The organism is Bosea sp. ANAM02 (assembly GCF_011764485.1).
Taxonomy (GTDB): Bacteria; Pseudomonadota; Alphaproteobacteria; order Rhizobiales; family Beijerinckiaceae; genus Allobosea.
In genome coordinates, this window is the sequence record NZ_AP022849.1 from 38,794 (window position 1) to 55,149 (window position 16,356).

Genomic DNA, 16,356 nt, shown 5'->3' on the forward strand with positions numbered 1-16,356 from the left:
CGACCCGAAATGACCCGTCAAAGCCTGCCGCGTGAGTTCAAAAAGGCCGAGCAGGTCATCTTCGCAAGGACCGAAGGCGAGGACTTCACTCTCCTGGATCGGAAGGTGTTCAATCTCCTTCTCGCCCATGCATACCGCAACCTGAAGGTTCAGTCGGTTCACCGGATCAGCGTCGAAGAGCTGCGCCGACTGATGGGCATGGGACAGGACGCCTCGAACGAGCGACTGAAGGAATCCCTCGAAAGGCTTTGGCGCCAGAAGATCGCCGTCGATTACCGGGACGATGTGACCGGTCAAAATCACACGCTGCGGTGTCATCATCTCTCGTTCGATCTCTGCAGCATGGAAGGTGGATTCCTCGATTACGCCTTCGACCCGCTGCTGCTCGACTACATTTCCAACCCCAAGGTCTACTCTCTCCTCTCCTGGATGAATGTCGGCAAGTTTCGGTCGCTTCACGCCTTGAAGCTCTATGAGGTGATGCGGATGGTTTTCGGCCGCTTCACGCCATCGAAGACCTTCACCGTGGATGAATTTCACAGCTTCCTGGAGCTCGGCAGCGGCTATTCCGGACGGATTGACCGCGTGCGTGAGCGGGTGATCGACCCCGCCGTGAAGGAGATCAACGAATTCGCCGAGTTCGGCCTTGAGGTGGACTATGTCCGCGGCGGCCGCGGTGGAAAGGTCGTCGGCGTCAAATTCAGTGCGGTACCGAAGAGCGCTGCCTCGATCAGCGACGCGGCCAACCTCGCGGCGGCCACGACATCGATCCGCAAGCGCGGGCCTCGCGACCACGAGACCATCGATATGTTCTCGGGCGCCGCTGACGCGGAGTTGAACGAACCGCTCGTGCTTCGTTCCGACACCATGGAAGAGGCCAAGCGCATGCTTGGCGCCGAAGGAAACGCCGAGGACGAGTTTGCGACCTGGCAGCGTGAATTCAAGGGCAAGCAGCGCATGCTGAACCCCGACGAGATGTTTCTGTCCTGGCTCGGGTTGCGGGTGAAGAAGCGCGACGACGACCGCTTCACAGGCGTCGACATCGAGGCGCTGTTCGTTTCCATGGTTCCGAACGACTGAGGCGTCCATGTCGGTCGAAACGATCCAGTCCGAAGCCACCTTCCACGCACCGGAAGTGTTGGCCAATTTTCTCCTCGAACAGCGCGAACGCCTGCGGCTGAAGGCTGAGACGCGAGCGTTCTCTGTCGAATTCGTCCAGACCAATGGCATCACCGGCATGTCTGAGCCAGATCTCCATATGGAGTGGTTCAACGACGTCGTCTGCGATGCGTCTCGTCGGGCCTCGGCCGCCCAGGATCCGGATGGAAGCTACCGGGCATGGCTGGCGCAGCGCGTCCGCGACCCCTTTGCAGTCTCGTATCGCACCTACGACAAGATGAAGCGCCGGTGGAACATCGAGTCGGTTAACTTGATGATCAATGTCGTCTGGCACCAGGAAATCGCCTGGGCGCAACGGACGCGCCTGTCGCCGGACGACCGCGACGCCTTCCTTGCCAACCTGTTTCTTGTCGCCGCCGCCAAGGATCCGTCACGCGAGTGCCTGAGGCTGGCAGAGGCGCGAGAGCTTGCCGCACAGGACCCGGCTTATGCAACGGCGATCGAGCATGATTTCCCGCCTGGTCAGATCAGGATGGATCCGAATATCGGCGCGCGGTTTGTTCCGCTATGGCTGCGAACATACCGCTTCCAGACGGCCGAGCGCCTGAACACGATGAACGGTACCCAGATGATGCATCTTGCTGAGAAGGTGCGGCAAATGGAGAAACAAGAGCGGCGCGTGATCGTTGCTGAACGCGCGGTCGCAGCCTGTCGCCGAAACCCGATCTCGCGCATGATCGGCGTGATTTCGGTGGCGATCGAGGTTGGCTGGGATGCTGACTTGTTGGTTGCCGCCGAGCAGCTGTTCCTGGAGAAGCTTCTGAAGGGGGAGCTCACGCTCGCGCCGGACACGGGCCTGCCCTACACGGAATTCACGCAGTTCGTCCGCACCACGCCGGCCGATGCCCTCACCGATTTGACTGGCCCTGAGTTCAACCTGACCTCGGAAGCTGACCTGTTTTCGGTGGTCGCGGACTCGCGAGGCTTCGTCAACGCGTTGCCGGACAACTACCACAACCTCGGCGCGGCCGAGGTCGAAGTCTTCCGCGCCTGGCTGGCGCCACTAGCGACGCGAAAGCGGGCCGTTCCGCGCGATCTGGTGGTCGATTATGGCTTCCACCTCGTCGCCCAGAGCTTCCGCAGGATTCCGACTTTCAACGGCTGAAACTAGCCTCATCTGATCACGAAGGATTCGCGATCAGAATGCAGCACCAGGCACCCGTTCAGACCCGTCTTTCCGACCTGCTGGCCGAGCACAAGCTCGGCTTCTCGGTTGCGATTGCGCAGTCCAATCCTGCAATGCCGGCGTCTTTCTCCCAACATCAAGTGCATTGGGAGGCCTCGCTGCTGTGCCGAGAGCAGGTCGTGACGACCTTCACGGCCTCCTTCGATCTTGAGTTGTTCGGGGCTGCGCCCCCTCAGGATGTCGACCTGCTTGGTTTCCTCGCTGCGGATCTCACCGAGCTGCAGGCCAATCCCACCCCCGAAGCCTGGCTCGCTCGCATGAAGACCGCTCCCGAGGATCCAGCAGCATCGCGCTGGCTCTGGTGCTACGAGCAGATCTCCCTCGTCGGCGATGAGATCTCGGCTGTATTGGGCCCCGAGGTCCTCAGCGCGATCGTCAGCGCTATCGACGATACCGTCACGACGCGAGACCTGTCGCCATCGATGGCATGATCATCGGACTCAACCCATAGATCTCGACCACTGGTCGCTTTGATCCAGCCATCGGCGCGCAACACCGATGGAGAGTCCAAACTCCTGACGTGCGACGGTATTTCACCATCGGTGCTGAACACCTATGGTGAGTCTCACCCTCATCGGCGCTCAGCACCGATGGTGATTCCTCTCTTTATCTCGCTGGGATTTAAGCATTTTTTGGCTTCCACTCACCATCGGACTCATTGCGATCGAGCCATGAGGCATCCATCAGATTCTCCCTGTTCTCCCGTCTTCATCTCATCGGTGTTGAGCGCCGATGGTGAGTCCATGGCTTATTGGTCTTGAGCTCCGATGGTGAGTCCTTCCGCTATCCACCACCTGGTTGCGTTGAGGGTTGATCCTGGCCAGCACCCGCCAGACTGTTTCCTCCGTGAACGATTCCGGAACAGGCCGATCAGTGAGCGATCAGCAGACCCCTTCTCTCTACCTTGGCCCGTGTCGGCTGCTTGATTGGAAGCAGGGCGCGCGCCAAGGCATGACGGTCGATCTCGTGGTGCAGTTGCCAGGGGCGGACGGTGCACACCCCTTCAGGATCGTCCGGACGGGCAAGGAGGCCGGGCAGCGGGTCGCGCTGTTGGTCACCTTCCCTCCGTTCGACGATGGCTTGTACGGCCATGTGATTTACGAGGGTGAGGCTGTGGTACTCCGTTGGTCCGAGAATGATCGAACCGGCATGATGGTCCGGTTCGAACTCGACGATGGACCTGACGGAGTGACCGGACGTCATCCGTTCTTCGGACTGACGATCGGCGTCCGAACAGGTGAGCCGCTGATTCTGAATGCGATAGCGATCGCTGAAAACGAGAAGCAGGTCCCTCCGTCCGCCGTGCGTCGGAAGGTCCCGTTCGATCAGATGCCGCCGACGGCCCAGGCCAGCATCCTGGGGCGCGATCCGCGCTTCCGGGCCTTCCTTTCAAACTGTCTCGATTCGCTCGTTCCTGAGGCTCAGATGCGGAGCAGCCTGCGGGAGCTCGAAGCCGGGAACCCCGACAATTTTCCGACAGCTGCAGTCAGAGCCATTCTCGGCGTCGTCAGTCGTAGCGTCATGAACAGCGAGACCGCCGAGGGATCCCGGGCCAGAGAGCGCTGGAAGAACCTCAGGAGCCTCTATACGGACCATCTTTGGGGCCGTCCGGTGCATGCTGCCTCAATGAGCGAAATTCGACAGTGATGTCGTTTCTGACTTTCCTGGCCTGCCGCTATCGTCCGACCTTGGACGAATTGGCGAGCAGGGATGAAGAGCAAGCTTAACATGCGCGACCCCAACCTTTGGCGTGGGGTGCCGCCCGAGCAGCTGTGGTCGATCTTCTCGGCCGCAATGTCCGAGCGCGCGTCTGTTATGGGGCTCGGACAGCCGATGCCACAGCGCGAGCTCCGCTCGCCTCCCGATCATGACCAGCAGTCAAATCCTCAGGGCCGCCAGGGCTGAGCTGCCTCGCTGGGCGAGGTCTGACCTGTTCAGCTGGTGCGAGGAGATGGAGATCGATTCTCCTGACCTCGCATCAGCAATCCTTCATGTCTCCCTTCCAACGCTCGCGAATTGGAAGCGGGATCCTTCTGGTGAGATTCCCGCCCGCGTCGTGGCTTGCGCTTTCGGCTATGAAGCTTGGCGAGGCGCCGGACTTGGCGAGCGTGTCAACTTTGCCGAGCCGACTCGATCCTGGTTCGATTCATGGCTCACAAGGAATGGAATCGATGGATACGGCCGCTTTGCCAAGGAATTAGGGTATCCACGCCAAAGAGCAGGTGACTGGTTTCATGACGGGCGTCATCCAGAATGGCTTGTTCAAGCCTGTTTGGGCCTGGAAGCCCTGCGACTGGACCTCATCCCCGGAAATTCAAGGACTGCACGGGTAGTTCTTGCGAAAGTTTGAAGGATCGCCTTGACCGATCCTGTGGCGTCTCTGACAATCCTGCAAGAACCGTTAGATTTGTGTCCTTGGGGATTCCGTAATGCATCCTTCGAAGCGAACCCTGCGGCTGGCGCTCCTCGCCGGGTTTGCAGCCCTTGCCATCCCTGCTGCCGCGCAGGAAGCCGGTTTCGGGAAAGACATCCCGATCGGCGCTGCCGCGCGTCAGATCGTTCCGGATGGGTTCAAGGTCGAGATCGCAGATGGCGTCGACGCCGGAGCGAAGGCCACCTGGAACGGAGGCGGCTGGCGCCAGTCCCTGGCCGCTGCTGCACGTTCAGCGGGCTATGCGGCTGTGATCTCTGGCGAGACGGTTCGTATCGTCAAATCGGCGAAGCCCGTCGCAACGCCCGCCGCGGCAGAAGCTGCTGAGCCCTCCGAGCAGCCGAAGCGCGTTCGCCGTGCGGCTCCGACCCGTCAGACGGAGCGTCACGTCGAGCGCCGGGCTCCACGCCATGCTCGGGTCACCGAGACGATCATCGAGCGCGAGTCGGTCGAGACTGTTTCTTCGTCGGGCTTTGTTATCGTGTCGGCCAAGCCCGATCGAGCTCCTGAGCGGGACGGATGGAAGAAGTACGAGGGCAAGTCCTCGGCTCCGGCGCCCGCTGCTGCATCCTTCGTTGTTCGCGAAGGGCAGAATCTTCGGGCCGTTCTGGAGGATTGGTCTGGCCGTTCTGGCTGGAAGCTCGTCTGGAACAGTGAGTACAGCTACGCGCTGAACTCCAGCGCCCAGTTCAAGGGCACGTTCCATGAAGCAGCGCACGAGCTGCTGCGCTCCATGGCTCATGTCCGTCCCCAGGTCACCGCAACCTTCTTCGCCGGCAACAAGACGCTCGTGGTCGGCAATGAGCTGGCCGACGCGGCTGGCCAGTGAAACGCCACACGGAGCATCCGATGCGTCCCAACATCTTTTCTCGCTCGCTCCTGCTGGCGCTGAGCTTCTCGACCGCTCTTGCGGGCTGCGCTTCGACCGAGACCGCCGTCCAGACCAGGAATGCGCGTGACACGGCCGAGCGGCTGAACGCCGTCGCGCCCCAGCCGATGGCGGCTCGGGATGTTTCGGCGGTTCGGTCCACCGATCAGGTATATGTCGGCGCGACTGCGAAGCTGAACGATCATGGCGATCCCCTCCCCGGCAAGTGGGAGAGCGGAAGCGTCACTCTCGGAAAGGCTCGTCTCGTCTCCTTCCAGGAGGTCGCAGCGATCGTGACCGAGCAGACCGGTATTCCGGTCGCTGTCGCGTCGGTCGGTCCCCGCGGCGGTGGCGGCGGCGGTGTCTCCGCAGCGCCGGCGATCGGCGCTGGCGTGTCGGCTGCTCCGCGCGACTCCCTCGGCGCGGCTACGGCTGCAATCGCGGGCTCGGGTGCCCCGGCTCTTCAGTTTGCGGCGCTGGAGTCCCCGTCGGGCGATCTCGGCGTCAGCGGCCGCATGCGGCTCTCCTACACCGGACGTCTGAGCGGTCTGCTCGACCTCATTGCGACGAACTTCAACGTCAACTGGGAATACAAGGCCGGCCGGATCGTCTTCAGCCGCTACATGACCCGCGTCTTCGAGGTCCCCGGCCTGCCGATCGCCACCAAGCTTGCTTTCAACATGAAGGCCGGCAGTCAGGTCTCCGGCGGCGGCAGCGGGCAGGGCGTCGGCACGACGTCCACCGGTGGCACTGATCAGTCCGCGGAGACGACCTCGTCCTTCGAGGTCTGGAAGGAGATCAGCGAGAACCTGACGGCGATGGTTGGTGGCGACGGGCAGATCCAGGTCGCCTCCGGCCAGGGTACCGTCACCGTCGTTGCGACGCCGTCGACGATGAAGCGCGTCACGGACTATCTCCGCAGCGTCAACCAGGTTCTCTCGCGCCAGGTCGCGATGAGCGTGAAGGTCTACTCGGTCCAGCTGAAGGACGGCGACAACTACGGCGCCGACATCAATCTGCTATTCCAGAATGCGGGCAAATACGGCCTTCGGTTCGCGACGACCGGCTCGCTGCCGGCTCCGGTTACCGCCATCGGTCAGGTTCCCGCGCCGGGCGCCGGGCAGAACCAGGGCATCGGCTGGGCCATCCTGGATCCCTCGCTGAATACCCAGGGCTCCGGTCTCGTCCAGGCGCTGTCCACGCGTGGTGACGTGTCCGTCGTGACCTCTGCGTCGGTGACCACCATCAACGGCCAGCCTGTGCCGTTCCAGGTGTCCAACACCCGCGGCTATCTCGCCCAGGTCGCCGTCACGCAGTCCTCGGGCTCCGGCTCGGGCGCCTCGACCGCGCTGACGCCTGGTTCGGTCACGACCGGCTTCAATCTGCATCTCGTGCCGAAGATCCAGAAGGACGGCACTATCCTGATGCAGTACGCGATGAACATCAGCGAGCTCGTCGGCAGCCAGAACGGCTTCGAGACCTTCTCGTCGAACGGCAGCACCATCCAGCTGCCGAACGTGAACCAGCGCAACTTCATCCAGCAGGCCATGCTGCCGAACAACGCGACCCTCGTGCTCGCCGGCTTCGAGCAGGTTCGGTCGTCGTCCCAGAACAGCGGCACCGGCCATTCGGCGCTGTGGCCGCTCGGTGGCCAGTCGGTGAAGACGCTCAACCGCGAGATCCTCGTGATCGCGATCACGCCCACGATCCTTGAAGTGGGCGCCGCCTCCAACCTCGCCACGGTCCCTGCGCAGCCGGTGGTCAACCGCTGAGTTTGGGATCGGGCATGGGGATGACGAAGCATGGCCAGTGAAGATCAGGTCCATGTTCTGAAGCTAGCCGGCCGCACCTATGCGGTTGGCCTGCTCTGGAACGAAGCCGACGACGTCCAGAAGGTCGCCGAGGCCGCGCGCGCGCACGCCGCCCGGCTGGAGGACCAGGACCTGTTCTGCGTCCGCGCTGGCGTTGCTCAGTACGGTCTCGGGTCACGGGCCCTTGGTCACTCCAAGGGGCAGGCATCTCTTGCCGGCCAAATGGCGGATTCCCGGCAGGGAAGCTGGCTCGGGCTCTTCGAGGTCGATGGCGGCTACTATCTGCTTGCGGTTCGCGACGGCGAGATCCTGTCCGAGACCGACCAGGTCTATGGCGACGAGCTCGATGCCAAGGGCAAGTTCGAAGAACTCCTCGGTCACTCTGAATGGGGCGAGACCTTCTCGCCTGCCTCCCTCAGCTTCGAGGGCGCGCAGGACGTCGAGATCAGCTCCTTCCTGACCGGCTCGCGCCCGCCGACGCTTCAGGATACGAGCAAGGTCGGCTCGGCCCTGAAATGGATCCTCGTGATCGGTGCTGGCGCTCTGCTGATCGCCGGCGGCCTGATCTACATGAAGATCCAGGACGACTTCGCCTACCAGGAGCAGCTCCGTCGCCTCGAGGAACAGGCGAAGGCGAACCTTCCCGGCCGAAACAAGGTCGAAGAAGTCCAGGTGCCCCCGATGCCGTGGGAAGGCCGCTTCACGGCGGCCACCTACGTCCCCGCGTGCTCGGTCTCGATGAAGAAGGCCGTCCTCTCGATCCCGGGTTGGAAGCCGAAGTCGATCAGCTGCGTCGGGACTGGCAACTCGGTCATGCTGTCGATCGAGCGGCAGGCGGCCCTGGGCAGCGGCGGCGGCACCATCAACTGGGTTCGCTGGGCTCTCGACCGCGCCGGCATGAAGGCCGCTAGCGCGTCGCCGACGGGCGATAACGGTGTCGACGTGAGCTGGACCATGGAAGGCCAGCTCGACACCTCGAAGCCCGCGCTCGACGCGCCGCGTCTGGCGGATGCGCGTCGCTACCTTCAGTCCTGGCTGGAAGAAACCTTCACGCAGATCCGCTGGTCGAACGGCGATCGGAACGAGTTCTTCGAAACCATGAAGTTCCGGTTCGAGACCCCCTACGATCCTTCCCGCTTTTCCACGATCCTTGGGAAGGTTGATGGATTGACCATCGATTCGATCACCCTCGATCTCGGGCGCCTTCGCTACGTGGTCGAAGGCGCAATCCATGAACAGAAACCGCTTCCGGCAGGCAAGGTCGCCGCCAATCGGCCGAAGCAGTAAGGAGCCCCGCCGTGCTTAAGCGTTCGCTGATCACCTTCGCCCTGCTGGGTTCGGTCGCCATCCCGGCGATCGCTCAGCAGTCCCTGCCTCCCCTGCCCTCCGGCGGCATGCCGAGCGCCCCGATCGTCGTCTCGCCCGGTCCGGGCCAGGCTCCGATCGGCCTGGTCCCGCTCGCCGAGGCGGATGCCAAGGTGCCCGGCGCGCCGGCGCCGATCGTTCCGCAGCCGGATGGCGGCTTCAACGTCCAGCCGCCCCAGGCTGGTGCGGAGGATCCCGCCAAGCGTATGAATCTGCGTGGCGCGACCGATTATGCCGAGCGCATGCAGAATGACGCGCGTGAGCGTCTTCAGGGCCTGACGGCTCGCGATGGCGCCTCCAATGCGCCGACCGCGCCCGGCCAGGGGCCGCTCGGCACTGCCCCGATCGCCAGCGCCTCCGATCTCGAAGCTCTGACGGGTATCCAGCGGAATATCAGCCTCCTGGAAGCCCAGGTGAAGGAAGCCGAGCTCGCGGTGAAGCTGTGGGGCACGCTCTACAACAACGCCTCGGTCAAGGAGTGGCGCGAGGAGGAGAAGAAGGCCAAGGAAGCTGCTGCGAAGGCTGCCGCTCCCCCGCAGGTTCCGGGTCTTCCCGGTCAGCTCAATCCCGCCATGGGTGGCGCGCCGGCGCAGATCATCAATCCCGAACCGGTCGTCGTCGAGGTCCGCGGTCGCACCGCAACGCTTCTCATCCCCGGCAGCGGCCAGGTCACGGTTCGCGAGGGTCAGACCCTTCCCGAAGGCCGGATCGTAAAGGTCTCGCTGTCGGGTGTGGAGATTCAGCGGCCGACCGGCCGTTCCGTGCTCGGTTGGGGCACCAGCTTCCCCATCACTCCCCAGGCAGCCCCTCCTCCGCTCGTCGGGAATGGCTTCGCCTCTCCGATGGGCCGCTGACAAGGCCGAAAACACATGGGCGCGCTAGGCGACAAGATTGCATCCTTCCTGGGCCTCGGCGGTAAGCCGAAGGCTCCGGTGAAGCGCGCTTCCGGCAAGGTCAACACTCGGCCGGCGAACCGGCCTGCGCCTGCGCCTGTTCCAGCGAAGCCGGTCGCGCCTGCATTCGGTGAAGACGACGCGGATGTGACACCGATCCGGGCGCCGGGCATTGCGCGCCGGCCTGCCGCCGGAGCTCCGGTGGTCAAGTCGGGGACGAACCTCCCGATTCCGGTGACGCTGAGCGGTTTGCCGGCGCGCGCGGCCAGCGACAAGGAAGTCGAAGAGCTGCAGAAGTTCAGCGGCGACGTGGTGACGGGCGCCGAGGGCCAGTTCAAGCTCACCGAGCGCCAGATCCAGATCTGTGCGGCCCTGTCCGACGGCACGCTGCTCATTGCGGAATCCGCCAAAGGATCGTCGCCGGCGTCCTCGGCTCGGGCGCTGCTCGATCGCGAAGGCTACAAGATCAAGCATATTCTGCTCGTGCCGATGGAGGTCATCCGCTCGGTCTACGAGACCTATCACAAGCGGGTCGGCTATGTGAGCTCGCAGGTCGATATCCAGGCCATGCAGCGCGTGGTCCTCGACCTGATCCGGACCGCGGCCCAGGCCAATTGCTCGGACATCCACGTCGATGTGGGGCGTCACGAAGCGAATATCCGTGTTCGTTCCGACGGCGTCATGACGAAGTTGCGCGAGCTGCCCTCTGGTATTGCCCAGGAAATGCTCATGGCGGCTTTCCATATGGCCGATGCGTCGGACGCCACCTACAAGCAATACGACGGCCAAGATGCCCGCATCACCTCGCTGAAGACGACGCTGCCAGAAGGCGTTCAGGCTATCCGTCTGCGCTACAACCCACTGCCCGACGGCGGCCGCCACTGCGTCATGCGCCTGCTCTACGCGGATCGGCGCAAGTCGGCCGGCGATGTCGATGTGCTCGGCTACGCTGAGCATCATGTCAGGCAGATCCGCGAGATGCGGTCGCGCCCCTATGGGATCAACATCATCTCGGGGCCGACCGGATCGGGTAAGTCCACCACGCTCCAGACCTCGCTTCAGTCGACGATCCGCGAGAAGCACGGCGAGGTGAACGTGCTGACGGTCGAAGACCCGCCAGAATATGAAATCCGCGGCGCGATCCAGCTTCCGGTGACCAATGCGACGTCCGCTGACGATCGCAACGAGGCCTTCCGCCTCGCCATCACTGGCGCGCTGCGCTCCGACCCGGACATCCTGATGATCGGCGAAATTCGAGACGCCGCTTCGGCATCTCTGGCGTTCCAGGCGGCGATGACCGGCCACCAGGTCTGGGCCTCGCTTCACGCGAACAACGGCTTGTCCGTGCTCGATCGCCTTCGGGACCTCAAGGTCGAGGAGTACAAGCTCTCCGACGCTTCGCTGGTGACCGGCCTGATCGGCCAGCGCCTGGTCCGCCGTGTGTGCCCCCATTGCGGCTTGCGGACACGCGAGGCCCTTGACCGCAAGATCACCACGGAAGCGGAAGTCGAGCTCCTTGGCCGCATCTTCACGGCAGAGGTCGTCGATAACCGGCTGCGCTTCGCCAATCCCGACGGCTGCAGCCAGTGCCGCTCGGGTTACGCAGGCCGGTCCGTGGTGGCCGAGACGATCATCCCCGACGAGAAGTTCATGGAGTTCATCGCCCGCGGGGAGAAGGTCCTGGCTCACCAGTACTGGATCGAGAACCTCGACGGCATGACCATGCTGGAGCACGCCTTGATGAAGGTTGCGGCCGGCCAGGTCGATGCGAACGAGGTTCGCTACAAGGTCGGTGTCATCCAGAGCGCCGAACCCGAGCGGATCCAGCACTTCATCGCGCAAGAACACCTCCTTCTCGCTTCGTGAGACTCTGAATGACCAGTTTTCGGAACCTCGAAGAAGCCTTCATCCGGTTTCAGTTCGGGGGCAAAGACCGCCTCAGGATTTATCGCAAGCTCGCCCGGCTGCAGCGCAACCGCGTCACGATGACGGAATCGCTGAAGACGATGTGGCGGCACGAGAGCAATGAGGGCAAGAAGCCGAAGAGGCCGGCGGCCATTGCGCTCGACGCCTGGCGGCGTCGTGTCGAGAACGGCAAATCCATTGGCGACGCCATGGAAGGCTGGGTGCCCGAGAGCGACCGGACCATCATCCGTGCGGGTGAAAAGGCCGGCTCGCTTCCCGAGGCGCTCGACGACGCGATCTTCATCCACATCGGGCAGAAGCGCATTCGCACCGCGCTGATCATCGGCATCTCGTATCCCTTCGTGATCTTCTGCGCGCTAATCACGCTGCTGGTGATCGTCGGGACCAACGTCATTCCGTCGTTCAGCACGATCGTGCCGCGGGAGCGCTGGACCGGATCTGGCGCGATGCTGGCCTATATCGCCGACTTCGTTGAGGTCGGCCTGATCCCCTCCCTGGTGGGCCTTGTGGTGCTGACCTTCGTGATCCTGTGGTCCATGCCGCGGTGGACGGGCCGTGCGCGCGTCTACGCCGACCGCTTCCCGCCTTACGCGCTCTATCGCCTGGTGCGCGGCTCCGGCTTCCTGCTGTCCTTCGCCACCATGGTGAAGTCCGGCATCAAGACGACTGAGGCGTTGAGGATCATGATCCGAGGCACCTCCCCATGGATGAAGGAAAGGCTCACCAAGGCCCTCGCGATCATGAACGACGGCACCAATATCGGTGATGCGCTCTATCGCAGCCGAATGGAGTTCCCCGATCGAGAAGTCGTTCTGGATCTGCGGACCTATGCCTCGCTCGACAAGTTCGATGAGGCTCTGACGACGATCGGTCGTGAGAACCTTGAGGAGACGGTCACGCGCATCGAGCGGAGCTCCGCCGTGATGCGAAACGTCTGCATTGGCCTGCTCGCGGCTGCCTTCGGCATGATCGTCGGCGGAATCTTCTCCCTGCAGTCCCAGATCACGTCGACGTTCTGATGACAGCGATCGTCAACTCCCCCGACCGCCCCGATCGCCTGTGTGACCTCGACTTCACCGACATCTACATGTCGGAGGCGGGTGAGGTTTACATGCGCGGCATGACGGATGTGTCGGAGCCGCTCTATATGGTTCCGAAGAACGCTGTCGCGGATCTCGACGACGTCCATCGTCGCGTCTGCGCCATGGGGCAGCGCGAGAACGAGTTCGTTCTCGACCACGACAATGTCCGGTACCGCATCACCAAGATCCAGATCGAGCATGGCGCGAGCTATCACATCCGCCGCTCCATGTTTCCGATCCCGCGGCTCAAGCCGCTCGGGCTTCCGATCGAGGTGGTGCGTGCGCTCGCTCCGATCGGCAATCCCGGGATCGGCGGCCGTCCGCGCGGCTTCGGTCTGATCCTGATCGCCGGCACGACGGGACAGGGCAAAACCACGACGGCGTCGTCGCTGCTGCAGGAGTACCTGATCAACTACGGCGAGATCGCGATCACCATCGAGGACCCGCCAGAACTGATGCTGGAGGGCAAGCACGGCCAGTTCGGTGTCTGCTATCAGGTCAAGGTCAAGGACGGCGATTTCGCTCCGCTCGTGCGCCAGGCTCTGCGCCAGCAGCCGCGCTACATCATGCTCGGCGAGGTACGCGATCCTTCAAGCGCGCAGGAGGTGCTGAACGCCGCGCTCTCTGGTCACGTCGTCCTGGCCACGATCCATGGCGGGTCGATCGAGGAAGCGCTGCTGCGCATGATCAACTACGTCGCGTCGCGCGTCGATTTGAACATGGCGCGCGACATGCTGGCCGACGGGGTCGCGGCCGTTCTGCATCAGGAAATGCGCAAGATCAGGGCCTCGGACGGCCGGGTTCAGCGGCGACTGCTCGTCCAGTCCCTGTTCTTCGGGAAGGAGCGTGGCCTGCGCCAGAAGATTCGCACCGGCGATATCGGCATGCTCGGGACCGATATCGAGGCGCAGCGCAACCGCATGGCGAAGGGAGAGCTGCCGATCTGATCGGCAGGAACGCCCATGATCCTGTTCATCGTTCTTCTCTTCCTGCTCTTCATCGCGGCCTTCTACGGGACGACCCGCGAGGACCAGGCGCTTATGCGCCTCGATGAGGGGCAGGCGATGGCACGTCAGCTCGTCATCCAGCACGCCGCAGCCGTCCAGCGCTGCAGCACGAGCGGCCCGTGTGTGGTCGGCTGGATCGACACCACTGATACGCTGCCGACGACCTTTCGTGGCAACCCGCCATTTGTTGCGCGCATCGGTGAGCCGCTGCCTCGTCTGCGTTCCTATTACACGGGCGATTTCATCGTTACAGCCTATGCCGACATCAACAGCGATCCTCAGCTGGCGCGATACACATATGGGCACATTCAGGGGCAGATTTTCACGGCCCTGAAGCCAATTTACCGCTGTGGGATCGGCCGTTGGGATGCTGCCGGCAGCGCCGTCGTCGTGCGTGGCTATGCGCAGACCGGCACGGGCGCTCCGGCGACGCCAGGCATCGGCAGCATCGTCGTTCCTGTGCCCGGCTTTCCTGGCGTGAATGATGGTACGCCGACGTTGGTTTCAAAGACGCAGGGCGGAGTGAGCTGCGGATTCTAGTCCGCGGCCATTGAATCCATCGCATTTATCCTGGATCATCAGGTCAATCCTTCGATCGATCCGCAGTGAGGTCGTCATGATCAAGATTCCGGGGACCACCAAGGCCCGCCGGCGCCGCGGTCTAACCCTGCTCGAAGTTTCGGCCGCGCTGGGCATCCTTGTGCTCGTCATTGGCGGCTTGGCGCAGCTCGTCGCTCAGACGGGTGAGAGCGTGCGCGCCCGTGGGGCGGCGGAGCGCCTGCGCGAGATCACGAAGGCGTCGCAGCAATATATCGATGCATACGCGCCTCAGCTCCTGCAGCATCCGACCATCATGGCCGACCAGCCGCTCGTGATCCCGATCGGGCGAACGAACGGTGCATCGCTGCCGCCCAACGGTCCCACCGCGACGCTGCCGAGCGTGCAGGGCGCCGGCATGCTGTACCGGGACTTCATCGACAACAACCCGTATGGGCATTCGCACGCTCTCGTTGTCCGCAAAATCGACCCGGTTCTGCCGAACCAGAAGGCGCGCATCGAGGGCATGATCGTCAGCCAGGGTGGCGCTGCCATCCCTGACCGCTCGATCGGCACCGTCGCGACGCTCGCCGGCGCCCAGGGCGGCTTCATCATGCAGGTCCCGGTCGCAGGGTTCACGACCAACGATATTGTCGGCACTCGCGGCGGCTGGCGCGCCCAGGCATCCAACTGGACCGCCGGCTCGGTTTCTCCGCAGCCTGGCCATGTGATGTCGGTTGTCGGTGTCAACGATTCGACGCTGAACAGCCCGTATTTGGCACGTATCGATGTCGGCGATCCCGAGCAGAACACCATGCGAGTCGCCTTGGCGATGGGCGGAAACGCCATCACCAATGCCCCTGCCCTTTGCGCTGGCGGAGCAACCGCTGCCGGCTGTGTCGGCACGACTGGCACCGTCGAGCTCGGCCCCAACATCCATGTGAATGGCGAGGTCGCGGCCGGTGGCAACATCACTGCTGTCGGAACGGGCAACTTCGGGAACGGTGTCTACGCGCCGATCTATTACGATCGAACCAACAACACCTACTACATGCAGCCGGCCGGCCTCACCAACCTGAACACCCTCCGGACCCAGAGCTTCTCGCTCGATACGCGGGTGAGCGGGACCTACAACAAGTCGGCGGTCTTCGGCGGGAACGGCACCAACAATCAGTACCGGCTCGGTGACCTCCTGCCGCGCTACGTGCTTCAGGAAGGCTACGCAGCCAGCAGCGGTGCTCCCAATGTCTACAAGCCGCTCTGCGGTGCCGGCGGCGAAGCCAAGATCATCCTGCACCCGCGCGCGGATTCCTGGGCCTTCCAGGCGAACCTGAACATCACGGTGACGGATGACGGCGTCTCGACCTCGCCAGCCACCACCATCGTGCGGCGCCAGTACATGGCTTCCGACCTCGGGACCTACTGGCGCGTAAACCTGACTGGCACGGACCACGCCGAGGCGTGGGAGGCGATGGCCATGACCTATTGCTATTACCCGTGACCGCGAAATCCAGAATGCATCAAGGTAGAATAGACCGACGAGTCCTTTCCGACGCAGGTCGAGCAGGGAATGCCATGAAGAAGCTGTCACTCACGATCGCGACCTTCGCCGCGCTGGCGATGCTGACGATGGCAGGGCCGTCGCAGTCTGCTCCGAGCCCCGATCTTCCTGTCGCTTCGGCTGCCGCGGCCCGGACGGTGGAGCAGGCTTCCCAATGGCTGGATCATCTCGGCCAGCGCGGCGCGGAGAAGACGTCGTCCGAGACACGGATCCAACTCGCTCAGACCTATGACCACACCTGGACACCGGGCAACGGCTACGCGCCGTACAATCCAGGCGTGATCATCAATGACGGGCGTTCGAAGGGTTGGTGGCAGTATCAGTACTACGCCATCCAGACCGGAGGCACGAACGGCTTCATCATCGTCTACTATAACCTGGTCTGTGTCGGCCCAGGGCGCTGCGGGGCGACCTCAGCAGCGTCCAGTTGCTGGATCACGGGCTACGGGAATGGGCCTTGCGCGGAAGGTCCGAACGCCTCGATCCCGCGGAACCTCTAACACAGCGACC

Annotated in this window: 14 protein-coding genes; all 14 read left to right on the forward strand. The window is 63.3% G+C overall.

Going from position 1 to position 16,356, the window contains the following annotated elements:
* The first annotated feature begins 9 nt into the window (after positions 1-9).
* The 14 genes from OCUBac02_RS23830 (at position 10) to OCUBac02_RS23895 (ending at position 16,346) form a co-directional block, all read left to right on the forward strand.
* Positions 10-1,080, forward strand: coding sequence for a replication initiation protein (locus OCUBac02_RS23830; RefSeq protein WP_173049925.1), 1,071 nt, complete (start codon positions 10-12; stop codon positions 1,078-1,080).
* A 7-nt stretch (positions 1,081-1,087) separates the two neighbouring features.
* Positions 1,088-2,284, forward strand: coding sequence for a hypothetical protein (locus tag OCUBac02_RS23835; RefSeq protein ID WP_173049927.1), 1,197 nt, complete (start codon positions 1,088-1,090; stop codon positions 2,282-2,284).
* A 38-nt stretch (positions 2,285-2,322) separates the two neighbouring features.
* Positions 2,323-2,796 carry a hypothetical protein gene (locus OCUBac02_RS23840; RefSeq protein ID WP_173049929.1) on the forward strand — a complete coding sequence of 158 codons (474 nt, stop codon included), beginning with the start codon at positions 2,323-2,325 and terminating at the stop codon, positions 2,794-2,796.
* Positions 2,797-3,316: 520 nt separating this feature from the next.
* Positions 3,317-4,012, forward strand: coding sequence for a hypothetical protein (locus OCUBac02_RS23845; protein ID WP_173049931.1), 696 nt, complete (start codon positions 3,317-3,319; stop codon positions 4,010-4,012).
* 782 nt (positions 4,013-4,794) lie between these two features.
* Positions 4,795-5,625 carry a toxin co-regulated pilus biosynthesis Q family protein gene (locus OCUBac02_RS23850; RefSeq protein WP_173049933.1) on the forward strand — a complete coding sequence of 277 codons (831 nt, stop codon included), beginning with the start codon at positions 4,795-4,797 and terminating at the stop codon, positions 5,623-5,625.
* A gap of 20 nt (positions 5,626-5,645) precedes the next feature.
* Positions 5,646-7,436, forward strand: a complete 1,791-nt coding sequence (gene pilN / locus OCUBac02_RS23855; protein WP_173049934.1) for a PilN family type IVB pilus formation outer membrane protein — start codon at positions 5,646-5,648, stop codon at positions 7,434-7,436.
* A gap of 30 nt (positions 7,437-7,466) precedes the next feature.
* Positions 7,467-8,762 (forward strand): type 4b pilus protein PilO2, encoded by a 1,296-nt coding sequence (pilO2, locus tag OCUBac02_RS23860; RefSeq protein WP_173049935.1) that lies wholly within the window; start codon positions 7,467-7,469, stop codon positions 8,760-8,762.
* An 11-nt stretch (positions 8,763-8,773) separates the two neighbouring features.
* On the forward strand, positions 8,774-9,694 hold the full coding sequence (locus tag OCUBac02_RS23865; protein WP_173049936.1) for a hypothetical protein: 921 nt from the start codon (positions 8,774-8,776) through the stop codon (positions 9,692-9,694).
* A 240-nt stretch (positions 9,695-9,934) separates the two neighbouring features.
* Positions 9,935-11,599, forward strand: a complete 1,665-nt coding sequence (locus tag OCUBac02_RS23870; protein ID WP_173049937.1) for a GspE/PulE family protein — start codon at positions 9,935-9,937, stop codon at positions 11,597-11,599.
* An 8-nt stretch (positions 11,600-11,607) separates the two neighbouring features.
* A complete protein-coding gene (locus OCUBac02_RS23875; RefSeq protein WP_173049938.1) occupies positions 11,608-12,678 on the forward strand; it encodes a type II secretion system F family protein in 1,071 nt (356 codons plus the stop codon).
* Positions 12,678-13,688, forward strand: coding sequence for an ATPase, T2SS/T4P/T4SS family (locus OCUBac02_RS23880; RefSeq protein ID WP_173049939.1), 1,011 nt, complete (start codon positions 12,678-12,680; stop codon positions 13,686-13,688). Before OCUBac02_RS23875 ends, OCUBac02_RS23880 begins: the two co-directional genes overlap by 1 nt.
* Positions 13,689-13,703: 15 nt before the next feature.
* Positions 13,704-14,288 (forward strand): hypothetical protein, encoded by a 585-nt coding sequence (locus OCUBac02_RS23885; protein WP_173049941.1) that lies wholly within the window; start codon positions 13,704-13,706, stop codon positions 14,286-14,288.
* 76 nt (positions 14,289-14,364) lie between these two features.
* Positions 14,365-15,786, forward strand: a complete 1,422-nt coding sequence (locus tag OCUBac02_RS23890; RefSeq protein ID WP_173049943.1) for a hypothetical protein — start codon at positions 14,365-14,367, stop codon at positions 15,784-15,786.
* A gap of 74 nt (positions 15,787-15,860) precedes the next feature.
* Positions 15,861-16,346 (forward strand): hypothetical protein, encoded by a 486-nt coding sequence (locus OCUBac02_RS23895; RefSeq protein ID WP_173049945.1) that lies wholly within the window; start codon positions 15,861-15,863, stop codon positions 16,344-16,346.
* Positions 16,347-16,356: the final 10 nt, after the last annotated feature.

What these genes read in the sequence shown, in the direction of transcription:
- OCUBac02_RS23830 (WP_173049925.1), top strand. Translation starts at nt 10, where the DNA reads ATGACCCGTCAAAGCCTGCCGCGTGAGTTCAAAAAGGCCGAGCAGGTC.
- OCUBac02_RS23835 (WP_173049927.1), top strand. Translation starts at nt 1,088, where the DNA reads ATGTCGGTCGAAACGATCCAGTCCGAAGCCACCTTCCACGCACCGGAA.
- OCUBac02_RS23840 (WP_173049929.1), top strand. Translation starts at nt 2,323, where the DNA reads ATGCAGCACCAGGCACCCGTTCAGACCCGTCTTTCCGACCTGCTGGCC.
- OCUBac02_RS23845 (WP_173049931.1), top strand. Translation starts at nt 3,317, where the DNA reads ATGACGGTCGATCTCGTGGTGCAGTTGCCAGGGGCGGACGGTGCACAC.
- OCUBac02_RS23850 (WP_173049933.1), top strand. Translation starts at nt 4,795, where the DNA reads ATGCATCCTTCGAAGCGAACCCTGCGGCTGGCGCTCCTCGCCGGGTTT.
- pilN (WP_173049934.1), top strand. Translation starts at nt 5,646, where the DNA reads ATGCGTCCCAACATCTTTTCTCGCTCGCTCCTGCTGGCGCTGAGCTTC.
- pilO2 (WP_173049935.1), top strand. Translation starts at nt 7,467, where the DNA reads ATGGCCAGTGAAGATCAGGTCCATGTTCTGAAGCTAGCCGGCCGCACC.
- OCUBac02_RS23875 (WP_173049938.1), top strand. Translation starts at nt 11,608, where the DNA reads ATGACCAGTTTTCGGAACCTCGAAGAAGCCTTCATCCGGTTTCAGTTC.
- OCUBac02_RS23880 (WP_173049939.1), top strand. Translation starts at nt 12,678, where the DNA reads ATGACAGCGATCGTCAACTCCCCCGACCGCCCCGATCGCCTGTGTGAC.
- OCUBac02_RS23885 (WP_173049941.1), top strand. Translation starts at nt 13,704, where the DNA reads ATGATCCTGTTCATCGTTCTTCTCTTCCTGCTCTTCATCGCGGCCTTC.
- OCUBac02_RS23890 (WP_173049943.1), top strand. Translation starts at nt 14,365, where the DNA reads ATGATCAAGATTCCGGGGACCACCAAGGCCCGCCGGCGCCGCGGTCTA.
- OCUBac02_RS23895 (WP_173049945.1), top strand. Translation starts at nt 15,861, where the DNA reads ATGAAGAAGCTGTCACTCACGATCGCGACCTTCGCCGCGCTGGCGATG.